This is a genomic window from Bradyrhizobium sp. SOJA106, from assembly GCF_059448745.1.
In genome coordinates this window covers 2,830,847-2,855,094 of record NZ_CM182549.1, presented here as the reverse complement: position 1 = coordinate 2,855,094, position 24,248 = coordinate 2,830,847, and the positions used below count along the sequence as shown (strand labels likewise).

Genomic DNA, 24,248 nt, shown 5'->3' with positions numbered 1-24,248 from the left:
GGGAGAGTAGAATGAGGAAAGTGGTCATCGCAGCGGGCGTGCTCGCCGCATCGACGATCGTCGCATCGGCGGCGACGCTGGATACGGTGAAAAGCCGCGGCACGCTGGTGTGCGGCGTCAGCGCTGGCTTTGCCGGCTTCTCCGCGCCGGACTCGCAGGGCAATTACAAAGGTCTCGACGTCGACTATTGCCGCGCGCTCGCAGCCGGCGTGCTCGGTGATCCCAGCAAGGTGCGCTACGTCTCGCTGACGGCGCAGAACCGCTTCACCGCCCTGCAATCGGGCGAGATCGATGTGCTCTACCGCAACTCGACGCAGACCTATTTGCGCGGCGTCACGCTGGGCCTGCGGCAAGGCCCGATCAATTTCTACGACGGCCAGGGCTTTGTTGTGAAGAAGGACCTCGGCGTGAAAGAGCTGAAGGACCTCAAGGGCGCCACCGTCTGTGTCGCACAGGGCACCACGCATGAGGTCACGCTAGGCGATTACGGCCGGGCCAACGGCATCGATTGGAAGCCGCTGGTGTTCGACCGCGTCGACACCATGTACCAGACCTTCTTTGGCGGCCGCTGCGACGCCATGACCCAGGACGCCTCCGCGCTCGCAGGCGCCGTCACGACCGCCGCCCCGAACCCTGCGGATTACGTCGTGCTGCCGCAGACCATCAGCAAGGAGCCGCTCGGTCCCTTCACCCGCAACGGCGACGAGGTGTGGAGCGACATCATCACCTGGCTGCATTACGGCCTGATCGAAGCCGAGGAGCTCGGCGTCACGCAAGCCAATGTCGAGGAGATGACGAAGTCGCAGACGCCCGCGATCCAGCGCCTGCTGGGCGCCACCGGCGATCTCGGCTCGCGGCTCGGTCTCGACAACAAATGGCTGGTGACAGTGATCAAGGCCACCGGCAATTATGGCGAGATCTACGAGCGCAATGTCGGCAAGGCGAGCCCGCTCAAGCTCGAGCGCGGTCTCAACGGCCTCTGGAGCAAGGGCGGCTTGATGTACGCGATACCATTCAAGTAAAAATCTCGCGTGTCCCGGACGCGCTGCAGCGTCCCGGCGATGCGAAGCATCGTCCGGCACGCTGCTGCGCAGAGCCGGGACCCAGCAGCGACAATGGGCCCCGGTTCTGCAGCGCAATACTTCGCATTGCGCTGCGCCCGGGGCACGAGACCGGGTCTACGCGCTCAATGACAATGCCCCCTCGCATCGCCCTGATCCACGCCCTCAAGCACTCCATCGGCCCGATCGAGGCGGCCTTCGCGAAGGTGTGGCCGGAGGCGCGGCTGATGAACCTGCTTGACGACAGCTTGTCGGCGGATCTGGCGCGCGCCGGTGCACTCAACGATGCCATGACCGAGCGCTTCCTCGCGCTCGGCGACTATGCGGCGGCGACCGGAGCAGATGCGATCCTGTTCACCTGCTCGGCCTTCGGTACCTGCATCGAGGCGGTGGCGCGGGCACATGCGCCGACGCCGGTGCTGAAGCCCAATGAAGCGATGATCGAACGTGCCGTGACGATGGGCAAACGGATCGGCCTGCTCTCGACCTTCCCGCCGACGTTGGCTTCGATGCCGCCGGAGTTTCCCGCCTCCGTTCAGCTGGTACCAAAACTCGCCGAGGGCGCCCTGGCGGCGCTCGACCGCGGGGACCGCGCCACGCACGACCGGCTGATCGCGGAAGCCTCGCGTGACCTGCGCGATTGCGACGTCATCGCGCTGGCGCAGTTCAGCATCGCGGCGACAGCGCCGCTGGTCGCGGAGGCGACCGGCCGTCCCGTGGTGACAACGCCTGACAGCGCGGTCGACAAGCTGATGCGGCTGCTCAAGGCGAAAACCTAAAGCATGATCCGGAAAAATGCGCAGCGGTTTTCCCTCGCGACAAACGCGGAACGCGTTTGCGCGGAGATCATGCTCAAACAACAACCTGAAGCGCGATGATGATTCATCCAAATCTCGTCGCGCTTTAGGCGCCAGTCTTCTGACGCCGCGCATCCTTGATCGCAACCGCGAGTGCGGCCTTCGTCTCGTTGACAAAATCCTCGACCAGCTCCTCGCGCGTGGCGTGCGCCGACTCGCCGGTGAACAGGCCCTGCTCGGCCAGCATCACCACGCCGTGCAGGGCGGCCCAGATCTTGAGAGCCTGCCGCTCGCGCAAATAGCCGACGGCCGGCGCTTCCAGCGCCTCGATCACGAGCCCAAACGTCTCCCGCGTCGCCGCGTGCAGCTCGCTGCCCTTGGCCGCGCATGACACGGTGCGGGATGCGAACATCAATCGGTAGATGCCGTTGCGGCGCAACCCGAAATCGAGCGTCGCCTGCGCCAGCCGCGACAGTTTTGATTGCTTCGACGGCTTCGCCATCGCCTCGCGCAGGATCGCACTGAGCTGGCGGAACGCTTCCGCCGTCGCCGCCGCAAGCAGCGCCTCCCGATCGGCAAAGTGGCGGTAGGGCGCCGGCTGCGAGACGCCGAGCTGCTTTGCCAGCGCCTTGATGCTGATTGCTTCCGCCCCGCCCTGCTCCGCTTCGCGCAACGCGGCCTTGATCAGAGCGTCGCGGAGATCGCCGTGGTGGTAGGTCTTCTCGGGCTTGCGGGCTAGTTTTGAGCGCATGTTGCGGCCAACCTATAAGTTTGCGCTTGACAGGGGAAGCCTGTCGCGAATGTAATAGCATATAACTTAGAACAAGCCGCAAATGTCGCGGTCAAGATTGAGGAACGCGCGCCCTTCGGGCCACGCGCATACGACCGAGGAGCCGCCATGACAGAGCGACTGAGGGTTCACGTCGATCCCGACAAGTGCCAGGGCCACGCGCGCTGCAAGGCGCTGGCGCCGGAGCTGTTCGAGCTCGACGCGTACGGCAACGCCCATGAGGCCGGTGACGGCGTCGTTCCGCCGGGCCTCGAAGACAAGGCCTGGCTTGCCAAATCCAACTGCCCGGAAATCGCGATCGATGTGATCGAAGAGTAGCGGGACCTCCCCGCGCCCCGCGTGCTTTGAGCGAACACGAGCTACAAGGGATTTTCGAGATGTCCGACGTCAGCCAGCCCGCCGCCCATCCGCCCGTGACCGACTGGGTCCATGATTTCGATCACACGGACCCGCAATGGACCGACGATCCGTTCCCGATCTGGGAGGAATTGCGCGCCGCAAGCCCGGTCGTGCACACCCAGCGCTTCCTCGGCTGCTACATGCCGACGACCTACGAAGCGGTGCGCGCGATCGCCAACGATACCGAGCATTTCTCCTCCCGCCGCATCATTGTCCGCGACGTGCGGCCGGAGATCACGAGCAGGAACGCCGCCCCGCCGATCACGTCCGATCCGCCCGCGCACAAGCCGGCCAAGCAGCTGCTGCTGCCGCCTTTCACACCGGACGCAATGAAGAAGCTCGAGCCGCGGGTGCGCGCGATCTGCAACGAACTGATCGACGGCTTCGTCGCCGAAGCACGGATCGACGCGGCGGAGCGCTATACCAAGCACATCCCGGTGCGCGCGATCGCGCATATGCTCGGCATTCCCGAGACCGACAGCGACCTCTTCATCAACTGGATTCACATGATCCTCGAGCTCGGCATCAAGGACGAGAACGTGCTGCTGCAGGCGGTGGAGGAGATGAGCGCTTATTTCAGCGGACACATCGAGGCGCGCAAGAAGAAGCCGACCGACGATCTGATCTCCTACCTGATGAATGCGAAGGACAAGGAGGGCAATCCGCTCGAGGACTCCCACGTGCTGGGCTCGCTGCGGCTGCTCCTGATCGCCGGCATCGACACCACCTGGAGCGCGATCGGCTCCTCGCTGTGGCACCTCGCCCGGACACCGGCAGACCGCGAGCGGCTGATCGCCGAGCCCGGGCTGATCCCGACCGCGGTGGAGGAGCTGCTGCGCGCCTATTCGCCGGTGACGATGGCGCGCGAGGTGGTCAAGGAAACCACCATCTCCGGCTGCCCGGTGAAGCCAGGCAACATGGTGCTGTTGTCCTTTCCGGCCGCCAATCGCGATCCAAAGATGTTTCCGGACGCTGACAAAGTCGTGATCGACCGCCGCGAGAATCGTCATGCCGCCTTCGGCCTCGGCATCCACCGCTGCGTCGGTTCCAATCTTGCACGCATGGAGATGCAGGTTGCGCTGGAGGAATGGCTGAAGCGCATTCCGGATTTCCGCCTCGATCCGGCAGGCACCGTGACCTGGTCGCAGGGCACGGTGCGAGGCCCCCGCCAGTTGCCATTTTTGCTGGGAAAGGCGATGTAGGCTTTTTCCAGGACCAGCGGAGAGGCCGGACGTGACTGAGCAAGCAACCCAACCGGCCTCCGACCACTTCGACATCGCCGACGCCGAGCGGCGGATCAAGGCGATCTTCATCGGTTCCGTCGGCAACCTCGTCGAGTGGTACGATTTCTACGCCTATACGGCGTTCGCGCTCTATTTCGCCCCGGCGTTCTTCCCTGGCAACGACCCGGTCGTGCAGCAGCTGAACGCGGCCGTGGTGTTCGCGGCGACCTTCCTGATGCGCCCGCTGGGCGGCTGGTTCTTCGGCTATCTCGCCGACCATTTCGGCCGACGCATCTCGCTGACCCTGTCGGTCGTCTTCATGTGCTTCGGCTCGCTCATCATCGCGTTGACACCGACCTATGCCACGATAGGGTTTGCCGCGCCGTTGATCCTGGCGCTCGCCCGCGTGATCGAGGGCCTCAGCCTCGGCGGCGAATATGGCGCCAGCGCCACTTACCTGAGCGAGGTCGCCGATCCCAAGCACCGCGGCTTTTATTCCAGCTTCCAGTACGTCACGCTGATCGGCGGCCAGCTCACCGCGATCATCGTGCTGCTGCTCCTGCAAAAGGTCTTCCTCACGCCGGAGGAGCTGAAAGCCTGGGGCTGGCGCATCCCGTTCGCGATCGGCGCCGCGCTCGCGATCTTCGCAGCCGTTATGCGGCGCGGCCTGCACGAGACCGAGGCGTTCGTGGAGGCCAAGAAGGTGGTGAAGCCGACGGGCTCGCTCGCCAATCTGCTGCGTTACCCGCGCGAGCTGCTGCTCGTGGTCGGCCTCACCGCCGGCGGCACCGCAGCGTTCTACACCTTCACCACCTACATGCAGACTTTCGTCAAGCTCTCGGTCGGATTGACCGAGGACCAGACCACCTTCGTGATCTTCGGCACGCTGATCTTCGCGACCATCCTGCAGCCGATCTACGGCGCGATCTCCGACCGGATCGGCCGCAAGCCGCTGTTGATCTTCTTCGGTGCCGCCGGCACGCTCGCGACCGTGCCGCTCTTGATGACGCTGAAGGAGACCAAATCGCCCTTCATGGCGTTCATCTTGATCTGCTGCGCCTGGCTGTTCGTCGCCGGCTACACCTCGATCAACGCGGTGGTGAAGGCCGAGCTGTTCCCGACCAATGTCCGGGCGCTCGGCGTCGGCCTGCCCTATGCGATCACGGTCTCGATCTTCGGCGGCACGGCGCCGGCGATCGCGCTCTATTTCAAGAGCATCGGGCACGAGGACTGGTTCTATTATTATCTCGCCGGAATCATCTTCCTGTCGCTGATCATTTATTCCACCATGCGCGACACCAAGCACGCCTCCGCGATGCATCGCCACGAGTAGCTCATTCACGAGTAGCCCATCCACGAGTAACTTATGGCTGACGAGACGCCATCCGACAGCAAGCTGACGCGCACCAAGGAGAAATGGGCGCGCGAGCGCCGCTTCCTGACAGGCAAGGTCACGCGACCGGAGGACCAGCGCCTGCCGCCCGGCCAGCATTTGACAAAAGACTGGCCGGTGCTCGATCTCGGCATCGTGCCGCCGGTGTCGCGGGAACGCTGGCGGCTCGACGTCTATGGCGCGGTCGACAATCCCGTGTTCTGGAGCTTTGCCGAGTTTACCGCGCAGAAGCAGCAGCAATTCACCTCCGACATCCATTGCGTGACGACATGGTCGCGCTATGACAATCAATGGCAAGGGCTCGCCACGCGCGAGCTGCTCCAAGCCTGCCGGCCGCGCGAGGATGCGCGTTTCGTCGTGCTGCATTCCTATGACGGGTACACCACCAATCTCGCGCTGGAGGATTTTGCCGCCGAGGACGCGCTGCTCGCCCATAGCTGGTCGGGCCAGCCGCTGTCCGACGAGCATGGCGGCCCGGTGCGGTTGGTCGTGCCGCATCTCTATTTCTGGAAGAGCGCCAAATGGCTCCAGGCCATCGAATTCCTGACTGAGGACGCGCCGGGCTTCTGGGAAGTCCGCGGCTATCATAACCGCGGCGATCCCTGGGCCGAGCAGCGCTATTCAGGCGATTGAAGTCGAACAAGAGTGGGGGAGGATCATGGCAACGGAGCGCTTCCAATTCACCGGCGAGGGTGGCCATCAGCTCGCGGCCGCGCTGGAATTGCCTGACGGCGAGCCCGCGGCTTACGCGCTCTTCGCGCACTGCTTCACCTGCGACAAGGACACGCTGGCGGCCAAGCGCATCTCGGTTGCACTCGCCGCCAGGGGCATCGCCGTGCTCCGCTTCGACTTCACAGGGCTCGGCTCCAGCGAAGGCGATTTCGCCAATTCGACGTTCTCCTCCAACGTCGCCGATCTCGTGCGGGCCGCCGATCATCTGCGCAGCGTTCGTGAGGCGCCGTCGATCCTGATCGGCCACAGCCTCGGTGGTGCCGCCATCCTCGCGGCAGCCGGGAAGATCCCCGAAGCTAGGGCGGTCGTGACCATCGCGGCGCCGTCCGATCCGGCGCACGTCACCGGCCTCTTCAAGGAGCACCTCGACAACATCCGCGCGCGGGGCGAAGTCGAGGTGTCGCTCGCAGGGCGCCCGTTCCGGATCAAGCGCGAATTCCTCGACAATATCGTCGAGCACGAGCTGATGAAGGACGTCGCCGGCCTGCACAAGGCGCTGCTGGTGATGCATTCGCCTGTCGACGACACCGTCGCCATCGACAATGCGACCAGGATTTTCGTTGCGGCAAAGCATCCCAAGAGCTTCGTCTCGCTCGATCATGCCGATCATCTCCTGACCAAGCCGGCCGACGCGCTCTATGCAGCCGACGTGATCACGGCCTGGGCGAGCCGCTACATCGACACGGCGAAGCCCGCGCCGGCGATGGACCTCGCGGAGGAGCCGCGCCGGGTCGTGGTGCAGGAAACCCGCAAGAGCAAGTTCAACCAGATCATCACCGTGGGCCCGCATCATCTGGTCGCGGATGAGCCGAAGGCCGCCGGCGGCGAGGATGCCGGCCCCGGCCCCTACGATTTCCTGCTCGCCGGCCTCGGCGCCTGCACCTCCATGACCATGCGCCTCTATGCCGACCGCAAGTCGCTGCCGCTCGATCGCGTCACGGTGACGCTGAAACATTCGAAAATCTACGCCAAGGACTGCGCCGAGTGCGAGACGCGGGACGGCATGCTCGACCAGATCGAGCGCGATATCGCCATGGACGGCGCGCTCGACGTCGAGCAGCGCAAGAAGCTGATGGAGATCGCCGACAAGTGCCCGGTGCACCGGACGCTGACGTCCGAGATCCGCATCGTGACGAAAGCCGTCGGTTGAAGTGGCGCGCTAGAAGCACGCCGCCATCGCCCGCAGCGCTGCGCTGATCTCGCTCTCGCGCCAGGCTGCGAAGCCAAGCAGCAGGCCGTGATCGCGCGGCCTGCCGAGCGCAAGGCTCGATAGAGCGCGCGTCTCGACACCCGCGGCGACCAGCCGCTTCACCGCGTCCTGATCGCCACGGCCGCGCTTGAGGCGCGCGACGAGCTGGATGCCGCCGGAGGGCACCTCGACCGAAAGCACCTCGCCAAGCTGGCGCTCCAGTCCCTCGGCGAGATGATCGCGGCGCGCATGATAGAGCCGGCGCATCCGCCGCAGATGCGCGAGGAAGTGACCGTCGGCAATGAACTCGGCCAATGCTTCCTGGATGTGGCTGGCAGCGATCAGCCCGATGTGCCGCTGCGCGATCTCGAGGGTGCGGACCAGCGCCGGCGGCACGACGAGATAGCCGAGCCGGATATCCGCCGTCATCGACTTCGCGAAAGTGCCGACATAGAACACGCGGCCATGGACGTCTAACCCCTGCAGGGCCGGCACGGGTCGGCTGTCATAGTGGAATTCGCCGTCGTAGTCGTCCTCCACGATCCAGGTCTTGCCCGGCCTGCTTGCCTTGAGAAACTCCGTGCGGCGCGCCAGCGACATCAGCCGTCCGGTCGGATGCTGGTGCGATGGCGTCATGAAGATGAGCGTCGGGGCCGCCAATCCCGCCATCCGCTGCATGCCCTGCTGGTCCAGGCCGATGCCGGTCACGCGCGCGCCGGAGGCGCGGAAGGCGGCCGCCGCGCCGGGATAGCCGGGATCCTCGACCCACACCTCGTCACCGGGCGAGATCAGCGCAGCCGCGATCAAGGTCAGCGCGGCCTGGGCGCTCGGCAGGATCAGGATCTGGTCTGCCGTAGCGCGAACGCCCCTGCTGGTCGCGAGATAATGCGCCAGCGACTCGCGCAGGCGCGGCCGGTTGATCGGTCCGAGCTCACGTCTCGCCGCACGCACGGCAGTGCGACGCAGGCAGCGCGCCCAGACCTCGTTCGGAAACTCCCTTGCATCACCATGCCCCGGACGCAACGGTTTCAGCGGCGCCTGGTAGGACATCGGCCAGTCGGTCTGCTTGAGCCTTGCGGCCCATGGCGAGAGCCGCGGCTTGCCGGTGCGCGCACCGGCGGCACTCGCCGCTTTGCCGGGTTCGCCGCCATCGACCGTGACAACCGGACGGCGTCCGTGCGAGGCCTCGAGATATCCCTCGGCCGCGAGCTGCTCGAACGCATAGGTGACGGTGTTGCGTGAGACGCCGAGATCGCCGGCAAGGCGACGGCTCGACGGCAGCACGCGGCCTTTGCCGAGACGGCCGCTCGCGATCAGGCCGCGGAGCTGGCTGGTGAGCTGTGCCATCAGCCCCTGCTCGTCAGCCCGGTTCAGGTCGATCATGGCGGAAATCACACCGTCTGAAACTGGCATCTTATTATTCTCCAATCTGGCACTTTTTCAGGTGCCAATAACGATGCTAACCGCGGCACTGGACTGCTTCAAGGACCTCCGCGATGAACTCCCTGTCACCCCGTGCGGCCATCGGCCTGTTCCTGATCGTCGTCGTTGCCTGGGGCGTCAACTGGTCGGTGACGAAGCAGCTCGTCCAGTTCTTCCCGCCCCTGTGGACGTCAGCGATCCGGAGCTGGATCGCGCTGGCCGGATTGTTCGTGATCCTCGGACTGAGCAACAATCTGATGATCCCGGAGCGGCGCGACATTCCGGTGGTGCTGAGCGTGGCGCTGCTGCACATGACGGTGTTCTCGGTTCTGGTTGCGGCCGGTGTGCGCTTCCTGCCTGCGAGCAAGGCCATCGTGCTCGGCTACACCACGCCGCTTTGGGTCGCGATCGCTTCGCCCTTGCTGGGGAAGGATACGCTGACTGCGCCAAAGCTCGCCGGCGCCCTGCTCGGGCTGATCGGCCTTGCCGTGATCCTGAACCCAACGTCGATCGACTGGACCAATGTCAACGTCCTCATCGGCGCCGGGATGGTCATCCTGGCCGCGATCTCCTGGGCCGCCAACATCATCTATATCCGCGCGCATCGCTGGATCGCCTCGCCGCTCCAGCTTCTGATCTGGCAGGTGCTCGTTGCGACGGTCGTGCTGACAGGATCGGCGCTGGTCACGGACGGCCTGCCGCACGCGGAATGGTCGTGGAAGCTCGTCCTGCTGTTCCTGTATTCCGGCCTGATCGGGACGGCGCTGGCTTATTGGGCGATGTCGATGGTCAACAAGAGCATCTCGGCCCTGACGACCTCGCTCGGCACCACCGGGACGCCGCTCGTCGGCTCGCCGCGGCCGCGATCCTGCTGGGCGAGCCGATCGACATCAGCCTTGCCGTTGCGGCCGGACTGATCGTCACCGGCATTGGGCTCGCGACGCTCGGCGACCGGCTGCTGCGCGGTCAGGCCACCGCGAGCGGCTGAACGCGCAAGGCGCCGCGCAGACCGGCCGTGGTGCCGAGCAGGATGCCGGCGACCGCGACGAACGAGGCCAGCCCGAGCGTCGATAGGCCTGTGAGCCCCTGCCCGATCGAGCAGCCGAACGCCATCACGCCGCCGATGCCCATCAGCGCCGCGCCGCCGGCCGAACGCAGCATGTGGCGCGGCGAGGAATAGCCTTCGAGATGGAAGCGGCCGGTAACGACCGCAGCGACGAGACTGCCACTGAAGACGCCGCCCACCGTCGCGATGCCGAAATTGAGCGTCAGGCCGGTCGAGAGCATCGCGTATTGCAGGGCGTCTGCGATCGGAGCGACGAAGGTCAGCGACGTCACCGGGACGGGGTTGAAGTCGTCGGCACCGAGATAGCCGGTGACGTACCAGCCGCCGGCGACGAGCAGGCCGACAATGATGCCCGCCGCGATCTGACCCGGCGAGCGCCGGAACGGCGGATGAGCGAACGCGAACAGGAGCAGCGCAAGAACGATCGCGGCAGCGCCCAGCGCACGCGCGAGCGCTTCCGTGAGACCGAGCGTCGCCAGCAGGGATGGCAGCGAGTTCGCGCTGACGGTCGTCTGGGAGGCCTGAACCATCGCGATGCGGGCCGGTGCGATCAGACCCTTCAGCGTCATCTGCGCGGCGATGCCGAGCACGATCACGACGACGAAGGAGCGGAGATTGCCGCGGCCGAGCAGCACCAGCGCACGTGAGCCGCAGCCATTGGACAGCACCATGCCATAGCCGAACAACAGGCCGCCGAGAAACAGCACCGGCACCGAAAAGGTCGGTTGCAGGTAGATCGACCTGCCGAGATCGACCATGCCGTTGCCGGCAACGAGCTGGCTCGCTGCGATCGCGACCGCGATCGCCAGCGCATAGGTCCGGACCAGCCGTTCGTCTCCCTTCGTCAGCCAGCCGCGCATGCTGCTCATCAGGCAGAATCCGCTGAGCAGGCCGACGGCGCCATAGACGAGGCCGATGACGAGGCCGGTGAGGACGACGAGTTGGGTGGGTTCCATTGTCACGGCTTCAGGATCACACGGTCGCGCGACGAGCCGGCGACAGCAACGTACGCCTCCTTCGCACGCTCCAACGGGTAGACCGCGTTCGCCTTGATCGGGAATGGCTTCAGGTGGCCGCTCGCAAAGCCCGGACCGAGATCGCGCAGCACCGCGCCGGTCGCGGCCGAGGACAGGCCGAGCGTGTCGATACCGACATAAGTGTGCTGCCCGCGGTAGAATTCGAGGATGTTGAACTGCACGATGCGGTTGATCGCCGCGATCAGGATCTGGCGGCCGCGAAGCGCCAGCGACTTGTGCGCGGCCTGGAAATAGGGATCGCCGACCGTGTTGAAGACGATGTCGGCGCCCTTGCCGCCGGTCAGTTCGCGCACGCCTGTGGCGACATCTGTTGCGGAGGCGTCGATCACCTCGACGAGCGCGTTGGTGTGGCCTTCATAAGCTTCCGCCCTGCGCACCACGCCGATGACGCGCGCGCCCTGCCAGGTCGCGATTTGCACCGCGGCCTGACCGACCTTGCCGTTGACGCCGAACACCAGCACGGTTTCGTCGGGCTTTGGAATGCCGGCGCGACGAAAGCCTTCCATCGCAGTGACAAAGGGCACGCCGATGCCAGCGGCTTCTTCCCACGACACCGTCTTCGGCTTCTCCACGACCGCATCGGCCTCGACGACGAGATAGCTGGCGTGCGTGCCGTCGCGGCGAATACCGAGATCGCCGGACGAGCCGAACACTTCGCGCCCTATTGTTCCGGCGGGCCCGTCGATCACCACGCCGGCGTAGTCGCGGCCGGGCGTGCGCGGGAACACCGCATAGGGCATCAGCCCGGTCGCAGCTTTGACGTCGGACGGATTGACTGCGGCGGCCTTCACTTCGATCAGCAGATCGTTGGGGCCGCGCGCGAGTGTGCGGTGCTCGACCACCGGCGCAAGCGCGGCGGCATTCTCGGCCTTGGCATTGAGGCGCACGCAGCGCGCTTCGAAGGCTTTGGTACCGGCTGGCGACATGGATAAGACCCGCGATTTCTCGCGGGCCTTGTCGCCTCTGGGGCCGGTCAAGTCAATCCGTCAAGTCAGTCCTTGGGCCGCTTGTCGTAGAGCCGCTTGGCCTTGCCGAGCGAGCGCTCCAGCGTGGCCGGCGCCACCACCTGGACCCTGGAGCTGATGCCAATCGTGTTCTTGATATGGGTCGAGACCCGGTCGGCATGGTCGACGAGGCCTCTTCCATCCCAGCTTTCCGGCCGCGCCTCGGCGATGATGGTGAGCTCATCCATGCGGCCTTCCCGGGTCAGCTCCAGGATGAAGTGGCCGCCGCACCAGTCGGTCGCGAGCAGCACCTCCTCGATCTGGGTCGGGAACAGATTGACGCCGCGCAGGATGATCATGTCGTCGGAGCGGCCCGTCACCTTCTCCATGCGCCGCATGCCCGGCCGCGCCGTGCCCGGCAGCAGCCGCGTAAGGTCACGCGTGCGATAGCGGATCACCGGAAAGGCTTCCTTGGTCAGGGAGGTGAAGACGAGTTCGCCCTTCTCGCCATCCGGCAGCACCGCACCGGTCTCGGGATCGATCACCTCCGGATAGAAATGGTCCTCCCAGATGTGCAGGCCATCCTTGGTCTCGATGCATTCCTGCGCGACGCCGGGACCGATCACCTCGGAGAGGCCATAGATGTCGGTCGCATCCATATCGAAGGCATCCTCGATCTCGCCGCGCATCGCGTTGGTCCAGGGCTCGGCGCCGAAGATCCCGACCTTGAGCGAGCACTGGCGTGGATCGAGCTTCTGGCGCTTGAACTCGTCGAGGATCGCCAGCATGTAGCTCGGCGTCACCGTGATGATGTCGGGCCGGAAGTCGTTGATGAGTTGCACCTGCCGCTCGGTCATGCCTCCGGAGATCGGCACCACGGTGCAGCCAAGCTTCTCCGCTCCGTAGTGAACGCCGAGGCCGCCGGTGAACAGGCCATAGCCATAGGCGTTGTGGATGATCATGCCGGTGCGGCCACCGGCGGCGCGGATCGACCGCGCCATCACGTCCGACCAGGTGTCGATGTCGCGCTGGGTATAGCCGACAACGATCGGCTTGCCAGTCGTGCCGGAGGAGGCATGAACCCGCACCAGCTTCTCGCGCGGCACGGCGAACATGTTGAAGGGATAGTTGTCGCGAAGGTCCGTCTTCACGGTGAACGGAAACCTTGCGAGATCGGAGAGCTCGCGAAACTCGGACGGATGCACGCCCGCCTTGTCGAACGCCTTGCGATAATGCGTGACGTTGTCGTAGGCGTGCTTCAGCGACCATGCCAGTCGCTGCGTCTGCAACGCCATGATCTCGTCGCGCGAGGCACGCTCATGCGCGTCCATCTCGGCACTATAGGGGTTGCCACCTTCCTTGAGCCTCGTCAGAGCCATCCTCGTTTCCCCACATTGATTTGTTCTTTTCTTTATTGATCTCGTGCGGGCAGCCACGTGCCCGGAATGACACGGGAATGCCCGCGAAATTCGGCGATAATGGTGTCGCCTGCGGTGACACGCACGTCGTAAATGCCGGAGCGGCCGCCGCGGGTCACCTCGCGCGCCTTCGCGACGAGGCGGTCGCCGAGCCTGCCCGGTTTGATGAAGGTGATCTGCCCCTGCGCCGCCACCACGCGCTCGTTGTGCGAGTTGCAGGCGAACGCAAAGGCAGAATCGGCGAGCGTGAAGATGAAACCGCCATGGGCGATGCGCTGGCCGTTGACCATGTCCGGCCGCACCGTCATTGCGAGCGTCGCAAAGCCCGGGCCGATCTCGACGATCTCCATACCGAGCGCCTTGGACGCATCGTCCTCTGCCCACATCGCATCAGCGCAGGCGCGAGCAACATCCTGAGGTGACACGGCGGCTTTGACGTTCACGCGCTTCTCCCGGCTCTTTGCACGCAATGTTCTGCTGGTTGGACAACACTGTCAAACATGGTCGTAATCGACGACGACCCGCTCCGAGGACGGCTTGGCCTGGCAGGTCAAGACAAAGCCGGCCTTCAGCTCCCAGGGTTCCAGCGAATAGTTGAGGTCCATCGGCGCCTCGCCCTCGACCAGCTTTGCGCGGCAGGTCGAGCACATGCCGCCCTTGCAGGCGAAGGGCAGATCGATACCGGCGCGCAGCGCGGCGTCGAGAATGGCCTCGTCCTCGGCGACCGGCACATCGCGCCGCTTGCCGTCGATGATCAGGGAGGCGATCGCCTTCGGCGGCGCATCGGGCGCAACGGCCTTCTTCGGCCGCGGCCTGCCGCCGAATTCGGAGACGAAACGTTCGACATGGATGCGCTCGTCCGCAATACCGAGTTCGCGGCAGGTCGCCTCGATCTCCTCGCTCATCCCATGGGGGCCGCAGATGAAGACGTGGTCGACACTTGAAGCGGGCACCAGCGAGCGCAAGAGCACCCTCACCTTGTCGCCGTCGAGCCGGCCATGCAGGATCGGGATGTCCTGCTCCTCGCCGGAGATGACGTGGAAGATCGAGAGGCGATCGATGAAGCGGTCCTTCAGCTCTTCGAGGGCCTCGAGGAACATGATGTTGTCGGTGGCACGGTTGCCGTAGAACAGGAAGAAGCGGCTGCCCGGCTCGCGCGCGAGGATACCCTTGACGATCGATAGGATCGGCGTAATGCCGGAGCCTGCGGCGAAGCCGACATGGATGCGCCCGGCCTCGGCAGGCGGGACCACGCCAAATCGCCCCGTGGGCGTCATGACGTCCAGCTCGTCGCCGCATTTCAGCTCGTCCGCCGCCCAGCTCGAGAACGCGCCCCCGTCGATTTTCTTCACCGCGATACGGATCTCGCCGTCATCGGGGCCGGAGCAGATCGAATAGGAGCGGCGCACTTCTTCGCCGTCCAGCATGGTGCGGAGCGTGAGGTACTGGCCGGGCGTGAAGGCGTAATCGCCGGCGAGTTCGCCGGGAATGGTGAAGGTCATCGAAACCGCATCCGACGCCTCGCGGCGGAGATCGGCGACGGCCAGGCGATGGAAACGTGGTGCGGATGCTGACATTACAAGCGCCCTCGTTCGGTCTCTCCGGCGTCATTGCGAGCGAAGCGAAGCAATCCAGAGTCTTTCCGCCGAAGCGTTCTGGATTGCTTCGTCGCAAGGGCTCCTCGCAATGACGATGGGGCTGACATCATGCGCCTCAATGACACTTGAAATAATCGAAGGGCTCGCGGCAGGCTTTGCAGCGCCACAGCGCCTTGCAGGAGGTCGAACCGAACTCGGACAACAACTCGGTCCTGTCCGAGCCGCATTGCGGGCATGCCACCGCCTGCTCGCCGAACAGCGCACGGCGTGAGCTTGATGCCTGCGGCGGCGCGATGCCATAGGCGGTCAGCTTGCGGCGTCCCTCCTCGCTCATCCAGTCCGTGGTCCAGGCCGGCGACAGCACCGTGCGCACCTTCGGACGATGGAAGCCGGCCCGCTCCAGTGCGAGCTCGATTTCGAGCGCGATCATGTTCATGGCCGGGCAGCCCGAATAGGTCGGCGTGATCGCAACCTCGACGTGGTCTCCGTCGAGAACGACATCGCGCAGCACGCCGAGATCGGCAATGGTCAGCACCGGGATTTCCGGGTCAACCACGCTCGCCGCGGCGTCCCAGGCGCGCCGGCGCAGCTCGCTGTCGCGGTTCAGCACCGTCACCATGTCAGCCCCGGAAAAGTGCGCTGCATCGACTGCAGCTCGGAGAGGAGATGGCCGAGATGCTCGCTATGGCGGCCGGCGCGGCCGCCCTGCTGCATCCAGTCGTTCTGCGGCAACTGCAGCGTTGCTTCGCCGACGACATCTGAGAGCGTCGTCAGCCAGCGGCCACGCAAGGTCCCGGGATCGATGGCGATACCGGCGTCAATCAGCGCGCGCTCGCCGTCGTCGACGGCAAACATCTCGCCGGTGAAGGCCCAGAGGTGATCGATCGCGGCTTGCGCGCGATTGTGGCTTTCGTCCGTGCCGTCGCCGAGCCGGATGATCCATTCCGAGGCGTGGCGCAGATGATAGGCGCTTTCCTTCTCCGATCTCGCGGCAATCGCCGCCAGCGTCGGATCTCGCGAGGCGGTCATGGCGCGCCAATAAAAGTCAGCGAAGGCGGAATAAAAGAACTGCCGTACCAGGGTCTGCGCGAAGTCGCCGTTGGGCTGCTCGACCAACAGCAGATTGCGGTACTGTCTGACGTCGCGCAGGTAGGCGAGCTTGTCCTCATCGTTGTCCTTGCCTTCGACGTTGGCGGCGTAGGTGTAGAGCTCGCGGGCCTGGCCGATCAGGTCGAGCGCGATGTTGGAGAGCGCCATGTCCTCTTCCAGCATCGGCGCGTGACCGCACCATTCCGACAGCCGGTGGCCAAGGATCAGCGCATCGTCGGCGCGGCGCAGCGCATAGAGCACTAGCGGCGTTTCGGCGACGTGGATGTTGGCGGTCGTCATCACATGTGCCCCACTTCTTCCGGCACCTCGTAGAAGGTCGGATGCCGGTAGATCTTCGATTCCGCCGGCTCGAACATCATGCCCTTCTCGGCGGGATCGCTCGCGGTGATCGCGGCCGAGGGCACGACCCAGATCGACAGGCCTTCGCTGCGGCGGGTGTAGATGTCGCGCGCGGCCTGCAAGGCCATGGTAGCATCGCTCGCATGCAACGAGCCGACATGCTTGTGCGCGAGCCCGTTGCGGCTGCGGATGAAAACTTCCCACAACGGCGTGTTCGGCGTAGCCATATTGATCTCCTATTCCGCGGCTTGCGCGATCTGACGCTGCGCGCGCTTTGCGGCATAAGCGGCCGCCGCCTCGCGCACCCAGGCCCCCTCGTCATGCGCCTTGCGGCGCGCGGCCATGCGGTCGCGGTTGCACGGGCCGTTGCCGGCCAGCACCTGCTTGAACTCGGTCCAGTCGATTTCGCTGTAGCGCCAGTGCCCGTCCACATCCTGAATCATGCCGGGGTCGGGAATGGTGAGGCCGAGATATTGCGCCTGCGGCACGGTTGCATCGACGAACTTCTGGCGCAGCTCGTCATTGGAGAAGCGCTTGATCTTCCACTTGGTCGAGGTGTCGCTGTGCTGGCTCGTCGCATCCGGCGGGCCGAACATCATCAGCACCGGCCACCACCAGCGGTTCAGCGCGTCCTGCGCCATTGCCTTCTGCTCCTCCGAGCCACGGCACAGCGTCAGCATGATCTCGTAGCCCTGGCGCTGGTGGAACGACTCCTCCTTGCAGACGCGGATCATCGCGCGCGCATAGGGCCCGTAGGAGCAGCGGCACAGCGGGATCTGGTTCATGATCGCGGCACCGTCGACCAGCCAGCCGATGGTGCCGATGTCGGCCCAGGTCAGCGTCGGATAGTTGAAGATCGAGGAATATTTGGCTTTCCCTGCGAGCATCGCGTCGACCAGCTCCTCGCGCGAGGTGCCAAGCGTCTCGGCCGCGGCGTAGAGATAGAGCCCGTGGCCGCACTCGTCCTGCACCTTGGCGAGCAGCGCGGCCTTGCGGCGCAAGGTCGGCGCGCGCGTGATCCAGTTGCCTTCGGGGAGCATCCCGACGATTTCGGAATGGGCGTGCTGGGAGATCTGGCGGGTCAGCGTCTTGCGATAGGCCGCCGGCATCCAGTCGTTCGGCTCGATGCGTGCTTCGGCATCGATGCGGGCCTGGAACTGCTCAGCTCGGCCTGCTTCCTCCAGACCGCGATCGTCGGTCTCGGCCGTGTTCAGCGCCTGGGTGTACATGCGCGTCCTCCCGTTTATTGGGAGGCAATATATAACATAAATTACGTCATGCAAGATATTTCTGTAACATATAAATCAAGCCTCGAACCTCCTCTCCAGGAGCTTTCGGGCGGGCGGCAGCGGCCCCTTTTCGTTGGTTCCATGGCCGTCAAGCCATTGTTCGGACGGGGCGAGCAGCGCGCGATAGATCTCGCTGCACAGCGCGCGGGCTGCCCTGCCCGGCCAGTCCGCGGGCAGCAGGCTCTCGGGCAGCAGCGGATCGCGCAGCACGACGCGGCGATAATAGTGGATCAGCAGGATGCGTGCGGTGAACGCATCAGCCTCGGACAAATCCCTGCCCCGCCCGATCGCGGCCCGCAGCGGCTCAAAGGTCTTCATGAATTTCAGATAGGCATCCGCAGTCCGCCCCAGCGGCCAGCTCGCGCCGAGCAGGCGGCGGCCGTTGTCATCCTCGGCCGAGACTTCGAGACGGATGGCGCCGGCGGCCTCCTCCGGCACCGGCACGCCCGATGGCGCGACCCAGACACCGGGAAGCGGACTGCCGAAGCCGGCGTTGCGCAGCGCCTCGCGCGAGACGTCGCGGTCTTCACCATTGCCAATCAGCAGCAGCTCGAAGCGTCCGGTCCAGTCCGATTGCGGCGGATCGTAGATGTGGCGCGTCGCGGCCTCGAATGTTTGCCGCCCCTTGTCGGCGAGGCGATAGAAACTGTTGCGGCCGACCTTTTCGCGCGTCAGCCAGCCATCCGCGGCGAGGCGCGACATCGCGGTGCGCACCACGCCGCTGTCGATGTCGAGGGTTTCGAAGAATTCCAGCAGCGTGCCGAGCCACACAGAGCCGCCGCGCGGCACGATGGCGTCGCCGAACACGGTGATGACGATGGAGCCGGTGCGCGATGGTTCGCGCTTGAGCTGGTCGATGATGCGGGAGAGCGGATGCGCCATGCGCGAGGCATAGCGCGTTTGGTGCGGCCGCGACAGTGGACGGGAGCGACGGCTGGTGCGACGCTGCTTCTTCTCCCTCTCCCCCGCGCACGCCTCGTCCTTCGAGACGACCGCGGAGCCTGTCATCGGGCCGCGCTTTGCGCGGACCCGGTGGCGGTCTCCTCAGGATGAGGCTAAACGGGCATTGGCGCCCGCTAAAGCAGCTGCCACACACTCGGGCCTCATCCTGAGGCCCCGCCAGAGGCGGGCATCTCGAAGGATGCGCCGCAGGGGAGCCAAATGGGAGAGGCGAAGAAATTACCGATGCGGGTCGGGGTAGGCGAGGCTACGCCAGCCGCTGCGATCGAACGGGCGCCACTGGCCTTCCTTTTGCGCGAGGCGGTCGGCGACGGCGTAGACGACCGCGGGATGGTGGCCCATGCCGCAATGGCTGCTCTCGACCTCGATGCTTTCCGTCTGCGCGCCTGATTTCTCCATGCAGCCCTTCCAGGCGCAGACGCCGTCGGTGCGGCTGAAGATGGCGGTGGTCGGCACCGGCGGCGGCACGGCGAGCTCGCCGCCGAACTGCGGATCGACCTCGTCGGCGCGGCGGCCGCTCGCCCATTCATAGACGCGCCAGGCATTGGTCGAACGCGGATTGCCGGCGAAGGGGCTGCCGAGCGTGATCACCTGGCGCACGCGCTCGGACATCATCTTGGCGAGCTGGCGGGCGTATAGGCCGCCAAGGCTCCAGCCGACCAGGCTGATCTTGCGGCCATGCCTGTCGCTGAGCTCCTCGACCAGATCGACCATCGCATGCTGGACGCCGGGGCGCAGGCCGTAATTGCGGCCCTGACGCCAGCCGCTCACCGCATAGCCCTTGCTGGTCAGGAACGTGCGCAGCGCGCGCGTGGACGCATCAGAAGCGACAAGGCCCGGCAGCACCAGCACCGGATGCCCGTCGCCACGCGGCGCGAGGCTCAGTAGTGGCAGTGCGCCGAGGAATGCGCCGAACTCGTGGATCGCGCGCCCCTCCAGAAACATCAGGGTACGGGAGGGCGGACGCAGCGTCTGGGCAGTAGCGGTCATCACTGGATCCCTTGGAGAAGGCGCCGGTCGCGATGCCGGCAATGGGCTTGAATTCCAATACGCCGGCTTCTTAAACGTTCCGCAGCGCAGTATGAATCAGTTAGGTGGCCGGTTCCGGACATTCAAGCGGGAGAGACGCAAGGCGACAATAGGCCCATACGTTAATGCCACCGGCCGTGACGCAAAAGTCACAAGAATCGAAGCAGGAATTCTGCGGAGTAGAGCGCGAGCCCGGCGAGGCCGCCGATCAGCGAGCCGTTGAAGCGGATGTATTGCAGGTCGCGGCCGATATTGATTTCGATCAGCGAGATCAGCTGCGTCATATTCCACGCCTTGACCTGGTCGGAGATGAAGGTCGAGACGCCACTCTTCTGGTCGGCGACGAAGCTGCGCAGCACAGTCACCAGGCCCTGGTTGATCTCGCCGCGCAGCTCGGCATCGCCGGCCAGCGCATCGCCCGCCGAAACGAACATGCCGGCGAGGTGATGCTGCAAAACCTGCGTCTCGCCGCTCGCACTGCGCTCGATGAAGGAGCGGGTGTTGGCCCATACGGTGCGGGCGAGATCGGCAAGCTCAGGCCGCGCGAGCAGATCACGCTTCAAGCCGTCGATGCGATCGATATAGGCCTGGTCGGTGCCGAGCCGGTCGACGAAGCTCAGCACCATGCGGTCGAACTCGCCGCGGAACGGATGCTTGGGATCGCTGCGCACCTCGTTGAAGAACGCGGTGGCGGACGACACGATCTTGTTCACCAGAAACTTGTCGGCGCGATAGAGCTTGAGCAGGGTCGGCAATTCCGCGCGCACCTTGTCGCGGATCATCGCCATGGTCTCTTTCTGGGTCAGCGTCTCGTGCATCACGCGCAGGAGATCGTCGAACAGGATCTGGTGCCGCCCCTCCGCCACGAAACCGCGCAGCGTGCCGGCGGCGAGTGGCGCAAGGTCGATCGCCTGGAGCTGCGAGGACATGCGGCGGATGATGAAGGTCATCAGGCCCGAGGTCTCGGTCGCGGAGACGGCCTCAGGAAGCAGGCGCAGCGCAAAGCGCGCAAGGTCGTCGCTGCGCTTGCGGTCGCGCAGCCAGTCGGCGACGAAGGAGCCGAAATCGATCTCCTTCAGCTTGGCTTCGACGGGACCTGCCTCGAGGAAATGCACCTGGATGAACTCGCCAAGCTTGTCCGCGATGCGGGCCTGGTTGCTCTGGATGATCGCGGTGTGCGGGATCGGCAGGCCGAGCGGCCGCTTGAACAACGCGACCACGGCATACCAATCGGCGAGCCCCCCGATGGTCGCGGCCTCCGCGAAGGCCGCGATGAAGGCGAACACGGGATGCACGGGCAGCAGCCACTTTGCGACGATGAACAGTGCCAGCGTCGAGGCCAGCACCAGCGTCGCCAGCGCCTTCACGCGGCGGAGCTCGGCCGCGCGCTCGGCATCGCCGGGGCTATCAAAGGAGAACGTGGCGGGTGCGTTCATGATGAAGTCTAGATTACGTCATTCCGGGGCGATGCGAAGCATCGAACCCGGAAGTTCGAGATTCCGGGTTCGCCCTTCGGGCGCCCCGGAATGACGATCACGACGGCAGCACAAACAAAGGCCCGCCGAAGCGGGCCTCAAATTCGGTTTCTCTGCTCAGGGCGCCGGATCAGGCGGTCTTGGTGTAGACCTTGGCGAAGTTGTCCTGAGCGGACTTGGCACCGTTGGCGGCGAGCTTGCCGAGATAGTCGGCGGTCGCCTTGGCGCGCGAGACGAACACTTCGCCGCGGGCGCGCAGCAGGCTCGACTGGATCTCGACGGCTTCGCTGACCGACTTGGCGGACGCAAGCTTGTCGATGCCCGAGAAGAAAGCCTCGGCGTCCTCGTAGATCGCCTGCTGGATGTTGCGGCTGATCTTGCCGGCCTCGGTGACGGACTCGGTCACCGCGTTCTCGACGGCGGCAGTCACGCGCTCGGAGCCAGCGAACACCTCGGCAGCACGGTCCTTGGCGGTGTTGGCGGTCTTCTTGACGAACTCGCGGGCGGCCTCGGGAACTTCCAGGTTCTGGATGTTCTTCAAAGCGTCCTTGAAGCCCTCGAAAGCAGTGTTCGTTTCAGTGGTCATGGGGTTCTCTCCATCCTCATTGCGTTGAGCTATGGGCTCACCCCGTCCTCGATGGCCCGGGGCACGGCTTATATGGCACGGCCAATTGTGCGATGCAATATTCGTACTGCACTGCGATATCACGAAATCGTGAACAGCCTCAATTCGAGGCAATCGGCTGCCTTCCCGGGCCCCGCCGCCTACTGTGCATGGGGTTGATTTCCAGTTTCTGGCCGCCGTGGACGGCGCCTCAGTGCTGGACGGCGCATCTAATGCTGGACGGCGCCTGGCAGCCCATAAGCCTCCATCTGGGCCTGAACCTGCGCGATATTGTGCCCGAGGACGACGATGTCATGCGTCTTGCCGTCGACGTCCCGGACATGGTCGCGCAGCAGCGCCTCGGCCTTGAAGCCGAGGCTCTCGAACAGCGCGATCGCCGCCTGCTGGTCCACCGTCATCTGCACCGAGAGCTTCTCCAGACCGGCGCCAAGCGCGAGGGCGAAGGTCTCCTGTGACAGCGCCTTGCCCACCCCTTTCCCGCGGACGTCGAGCGAGACCACCATGCGAAGCTCGCCGACATGGGGCGACCAGGAATGCGCATCGCGCACCAGCGTCCCGCAACCGACGACCCTGCCCTCTTGGACCGCGAGCAAGCTCTGAATCGCGCCGCGCTCGATCTCCTTGACCCAGGCGGACAGCACCTTCGGCTCGCTGATATTGCGCGGCAGGAACAACAGGTCATGGGTCGGCAGGCCCTTGCCGAACGCCAGCACCGCGGCTTCGTCCGCGGGCGACATCAGACGGATTTCGATATTGCCGGCGTCGGTCTTGACGTGACGCGGATAGGAACGCTGCTCGCTCATGTCGATCTCTTCCCCAGCCAGGAGTCCAGTTTCGGCCACAGCCGCTTCACCGCATTGGCGCCCGCAATGAGCGAGACGTGACCGCCCTTCAGCACCACCTCTTCCTTGTCCGCGGAGCCGATCTTGGCGATCAGGTGCTTTGCGGCGTCATAGGGCACGATATGGTCATGCTCGGCGACCGCATGCAGGATCGGCACCTTGATGTCTTCGAGCTTCGCCGGCCGACCGCCCACCGACATCGTGTCGTTGAACAGCTTGTTGTCCCACATCAGGTCCTTGGTGATGGTGCGGAAATATTCGCCCGCGAGCGGCAGCGTGTCGGTCGCCCAGCGGTCGAACATCCGGTACGATTTCACGAACTCGTCGTTCCAGATGTTCTCCCAGAGCTGGATCTGGCTCACCGTGCGTGAGGCCGGACGCAGCATCTCGAACGAGGACAGGATCATCTCCGGCGGCACGTTGCCGACGCTATCGACGAGGCGGTCGACGTCGAAATAGCGGCGGTCGGAGAAGTTCGAGAACAGCTTCATCTCGCGGAAGTCGATCGGCGTGGTGAAGCAGATCAGATTCTTCATCGGCCCGTCCTTGTGGATCGAGCCGTAGAGCAGCGACAGCACCCCGCCGAAGCAATAGCCGATGACGGAGACGTCCTGCTCGCCGGAATCGGCCTGCACGCGGCGGACGCAATCCGGGATGAAGTCGAGGACATAGTCCTCCATGCGCAGGCTCTTCTCCTCCGGGCGCGGCGCGCTCCAGTCGAGCATGTAGACGTCGTAGCCGCGCTTCAGCAGGAACTCGATGAAGCTCTGGCCGGGCACGAGGTCGAGAATGTAGCCGCGGTTGGTGGTCGCCATCACGATCAAGACCGGCACGCGGTAGACCTCGTCCGACATCGGTCGGTAGTGATAGAGGCTCATCGTGCCGCGCGAATGCAGCACGTCCTTCGCCGTCGAGCCGAGCGTGGGACCGGATGTCGAGAAATATTCGACGCCCTTGATGCTGCGCATGATGGCGCGCTGCACCTCGGACTGGATACGCTCGGGGATGGCTGCGAAATCAAGTCCCGTTGGGGCGTTCATTTTTGCTCTCCGCTTCGGACGGCGGACGTTTCGTGCGCGGCGGCCGAGGCGCAGCGCCAACCTGCTGCGCGCCCGTATTGGCCGACATCTGGCTCAGCATCGACCTGATCTCGCCGAGCTGGCCCTCGATCGACTGAAGCCGCTCGGCGATACCGGTCATTTGCTCGCGGCTCGGCAGATTCATGGAGAGCAGGTACTTCTCCATGAGATCGCCGAATTGCTTCTGAGCACCTGCAGCAACGCCGCCGGCGCGGTTCATGGCCTGCGAGAATTCGGGCGTCTCCATGGCCTTGGTCGCCAAGGAGTTGAAACCCTTCTCCATCTCGCCAACCATCTTCTGCCACAAGGCAACCGGATCGGTGATCTTGTCGGTCATCAGCGTCCTCCCAATGTGGAGGGCTTTTCACCCCTCTTTTCTCGCCATACCACACCGTTGCGCAGTGCCGGTCAACCGGCAAGCCGCGCGCGTG

The 24,248-nt window shown here is 65.0% G+C and carries 25 protein-coding genes and 1 pseudogene; 8 read left to right on the top strand and 18 right to left on the bottom strand.

The genetic code is table 11. From position 1 onward, the window contains the following. Positions 1-11 precede the first annotated feature (11 nt). Together AC5V87_RS12765 and AC5V87_RS12760 are read left to right on the top strand one after the other, a co-directional pair. Positions 12-1,022, top strand: coding sequence for an amino acid ABC transporter substrate-binding protein (locus AC5V87_RS12765; RefSeq protein WP_456839758.1), 1,011 nt, complete (start codon positions 12-14; stop codon positions 1,020-1,022). 167 nt (positions 1,023-1,189) lie between these two features. Beyond that, positions 1,190-1,840 carry an aspartate/glutamate racemase family protein gene (locus AC5V87_RS12760; RefSeq protein WP_456839759.1) on the top strand — a complete coding sequence of 217 codons (651 nt, stop codon included), beginning with the start codon at positions 1,190-1,192 and terminating at the stop codon, positions 1,838-1,840. Between the two features lie 124 nt (positions 1,841-1,964). On the opposite strand, the gene AC5V87_RS12755 is transcribed toward AC5V87_RS12760, so the two are convergent. Next, positions 1,965-2,609 (bottom strand): TetR/AcrR family transcriptional regulator, encoded by a 645-nt coding sequence (locus AC5V87_RS12755; RefSeq protein WP_495371180.1) that lies wholly within the window; start codon positions 2,607-2,609, stop codon positions 1,965-1,967. A gap of 147 nt (positions 2,610-2,756) precedes the next feature. On the opposite strand from AC5V87_RS12755, the gene AC5V87_RS12750 reads away from it, so the two are divergent. The 5 genes from AC5V87_RS12750 to AC5V87_RS12730 are packed head-to-tail and all read left to right on the top strand — an operon-like array spanning position 2,757 to position 7,545. Beyond that, positions 2,757-2,966, top strand: coding sequence for a ferredoxin (locus AC5V87_RS12750; protein ID WP_456839761.1), 210 nt, complete (start codon positions 2,757-2,759; stop codon positions 2,964-2,966). A 59-nt stretch (positions 2,967-3,025) separates the two neighbouring features. After that, a complete protein-coding gene (locus AC5V87_RS12745; RefSeq protein ID WP_456839762.1) occupies positions 3,026-4,249 on the top strand; it encodes a cytochrome P450 in 1,224 nt (407 codons plus the stop codon). A gap of 31 nt (positions 4,250-4,280) precedes the next feature. Continuing rightward, on the top strand, positions 4,281-5,603 hold the full coding sequence (locus AC5V87_RS12740; protein WP_456839763.1) for an MFS transporter: 1,323 nt from the start codon (positions 4,281-4,283) through the stop codon (positions 5,601-5,603). Between the two features lie 33 nt (positions 5,604-5,636). After that, a complete protein-coding gene (locus tag AC5V87_RS12735) occupies positions 5,637-6,296 on the top strand; it encodes a sulfite oxidase-like oxidoreductase (protein WP_495371179.1) in 660 nt (219 codons plus the stop codon). Between the two features lie 25 nt (positions 6,297-6,321). Next, positions 6,322-7,545, top strand: coding sequence for a bifunctional alpha/beta hydrolase/OsmC family protein (locus AC5V87_RS12730; RefSeq protein ID WP_495371178.1), 1,224 nt, complete (start codon positions 6,322-6,324; stop codon positions 7,543-7,545). A gap of 9 nt (positions 7,546-7,554) precedes the next feature. Here AC5V87_RS12730 and pdxR read toward each other — a convergent pair whose 3' ends face one another. Then, a complete protein-coding gene (gene pdxR, locus AC5V87_RS12725) occupies positions 7,555-8,997 on the bottom strand; it encodes a MocR-like pyridoxine biosynthesis transcription factor PdxR (RefSeq protein ID WP_495371177.1) in 1,443 nt (480 codons plus the stop codon). 83 nt (positions 8,998-9,080) lie between these two features. Between pdxR and AC5V87_RS12720 the strand changes: the two are divergent. After that, a pseudogene (locus AC5V87_RS12720) lies at positions 9,081-9,994 on the top strand (DMT family transporter). On the opposite strand, the gene AC5V87_RS12715 reads toward AC5V87_RS12720, so the two are convergent. From AC5V87_RS12715 to AC5V87_RS12640, 16 genes are all read right to left on the bottom strand, one after another. Beyond that, positions 9,973-11,028 (bottom strand): YeeE/YedE family protein, encoded by a 1,056-nt coding sequence (locus AC5V87_RS12715; RefSeq protein ID WP_495371176.1) that lies wholly within the window; start codon positions 11,026-11,028, stop codon positions 9,973-9,975. The pseudogene AC5V87_RS12720 and the gene AC5V87_RS12715 sit on opposite strands and share 22 nt — an antisense overlap. Before the next feature lie 2 nt (positions 11,029-11,030). Next, positions 11,031-12,035 carry a quinone oxidoreductase family protein gene (locus AC5V87_RS12710; RefSeq protein WP_495371175.1) on the bottom strand — a complete coding sequence of 335 codons (1,005 nt, stop codon included), beginning with the start codon at positions 12,033-12,035 and terminating at the stop codon, positions 11,031-11,033. Positions 12,036-12,100: 65 nt separating this feature from the next. After that, positions 12,101-13,432 carry a phenylacetate--CoA ligase PaaK gene (gene paaK, locus AC5V87_RS12705; RefSeq protein WP_495371174.1) on the bottom strand — a complete coding sequence of 444 codons (1,332 nt, stop codon included), beginning with the start codon at positions 13,430-13,432 and terminating at the stop codon, positions 12,101-12,103. Positions 13,433-13,464: 32 nt separating this feature from the next. Continuing rightward, the gene (gene paaI / locus AC5V87_RS12700; RefSeq protein WP_495371173.1) at positions 13,465-13,914 is read right to left on the bottom strand and encodes a hydroxyphenylacetyl-CoA thioesterase PaaI; all 450 of its coding nucleotides are present in this window, start codon (positions 13,912-13,914) and stop codon (positions 13,465-13,467) included. Between the two features lie 51 nt (positions 13,915-13,965). Then, positions 13,966-15,048, bottom strand: coding sequence for a 1,2-phenylacetyl-CoA epoxidase subunit PaaE (paaE, locus tag AC5V87_RS12695; RefSeq protein WP_495371172.1), 1,083 nt, complete (start codon positions 15,046-15,048; stop codon positions 13,966-13,968). A 136-nt stretch (positions 15,049-15,184) separates the two neighbouring features. Further along, positions 15,185-15,688, bottom strand: a complete 504-nt coding sequence (gene paaD, locus AC5V87_RS12690; RefSeq protein ID WP_495371171.1) for a 1,2-phenylacetyl-CoA epoxidase subunit PaaD — start codon at positions 15,686-15,688, stop codon at positions 15,185-15,187. After that, positions 15,682-16,458, bottom strand: coding sequence for a 1,2-phenylacetyl-CoA epoxidase subunit PaaC (gene paaC, locus AC5V87_RS12685; protein ID WP_495371170.1), 777 nt, complete (start codon positions 16,456-16,458; stop codon positions 15,682-15,684). The genes paaD and paaC overlap by 7 nt, the downstream gene beginning before the upstream one ends. Continuing rightward, on the bottom strand, positions 16,458-16,745 hold the full coding sequence (gene paaB, locus AC5V87_RS12680) for a 1,2-phenylacetyl-CoA epoxidase subunit PaaB (RefSeq protein WP_495371169.1): 288 nt from the start codon (positions 16,743-16,745) through the stop codon (positions 16,458-16,460). The genes paaC and paaB overlap by 1 nt, the downstream gene beginning before the upstream one ends. Before the next feature lie 9 nt (positions 16,746-16,754). Further along, the gene (paaA, locus tag AC5V87_RS12675; protein ID WP_495371168.1) at positions 16,755-17,747 is read right to left on the bottom strand and encodes a 1,2-phenylacetyl-CoA epoxidase subunit PaaA; all 993 of its coding nucleotides are present in this window, start codon (positions 17,745-17,747) and stop codon (positions 16,755-16,757) included. Positions 17,748-17,822: 75 nt separating this feature from the next. Further along, the gene (gene paaX, locus AC5V87_RS12670; RefSeq protein WP_456843396.1) at positions 17,823-18,689 is read right to left on the bottom strand and encodes a phenylacetic acid degradation operon negative regulatory protein PaaX; all 867 of its coding nucleotides are present in this window, start codon (positions 18,687-18,689) and stop codon (positions 17,823-17,825) included. 297 nt (positions 18,690-18,986) lie between these two features. Further along, complete coding sequence (locus AC5V87_RS12665; RefSeq protein ID WP_456839776.1) at positions 18,987-19,757, bottom strand: esterase/lipase family protein; 771 nt, start codon at positions 19,755-19,757, stop codon at positions 18,987-18,989. Between the two features lie 188 nt (positions 19,758-19,945). Beyond that, entirely contained in the window at positions 19,946-21,232 is a 1,287-nt protein-coding gene (locus AC5V87_RS12660) for a DUF445 domain-containing protein (RefSeq protein WP_495371167.1), read from the bottom strand. A gap of 169 nt (positions 21,233-21,401) precedes the next feature. Next, on the bottom strand, positions 21,402-21,857 hold the full coding sequence (locus AC5V87_RS12655) for a phasin (protein ID WP_456839778.1): 456 nt from the start codon (positions 21,855-21,857) through the stop codon (positions 21,402-21,404). Positions 21,858-22,105: 248 nt separating this feature from the next. Next, positions 22,106-22,699: a GNAT family N-acetyltransferase gene (locus AC5V87_RS12650; RefSeq protein ID WP_495371166.1), complete on the bottom strand. Its 594-nt coding sequence runs from the start codon at positions 22,697-22,699 to the stop codon at positions 22,106-22,108. Further along, positions 22,696-23,778, bottom strand: a complete 1,083-nt coding sequence (locus tag AC5V87_RS12645) for a PHA/PHB synthase family protein (protein WP_495371165.1) — start codon at positions 23,776-23,778, stop codon at positions 22,696-22,698. The genes AC5V87_RS12650 and AC5V87_RS12645 overlap by 4 nt, the downstream gene beginning before the upstream one ends. Further along, the gene (locus tag AC5V87_RS12640; RefSeq protein ID WP_495371164.1) at positions 23,756-24,154 is read right to left on the bottom strand and encodes a hypothetical protein; all 399 of its coding nucleotides are present in this window, start codon (positions 24,152-24,154) and stop codon (positions 23,756-23,758) included. Before AC5V87_RS12640 ends, AC5V87_RS12645 begins: the two co-directional genes overlap by 23 nt. Positions 24,155-24,248: the final 94 nt, after the last annotated feature.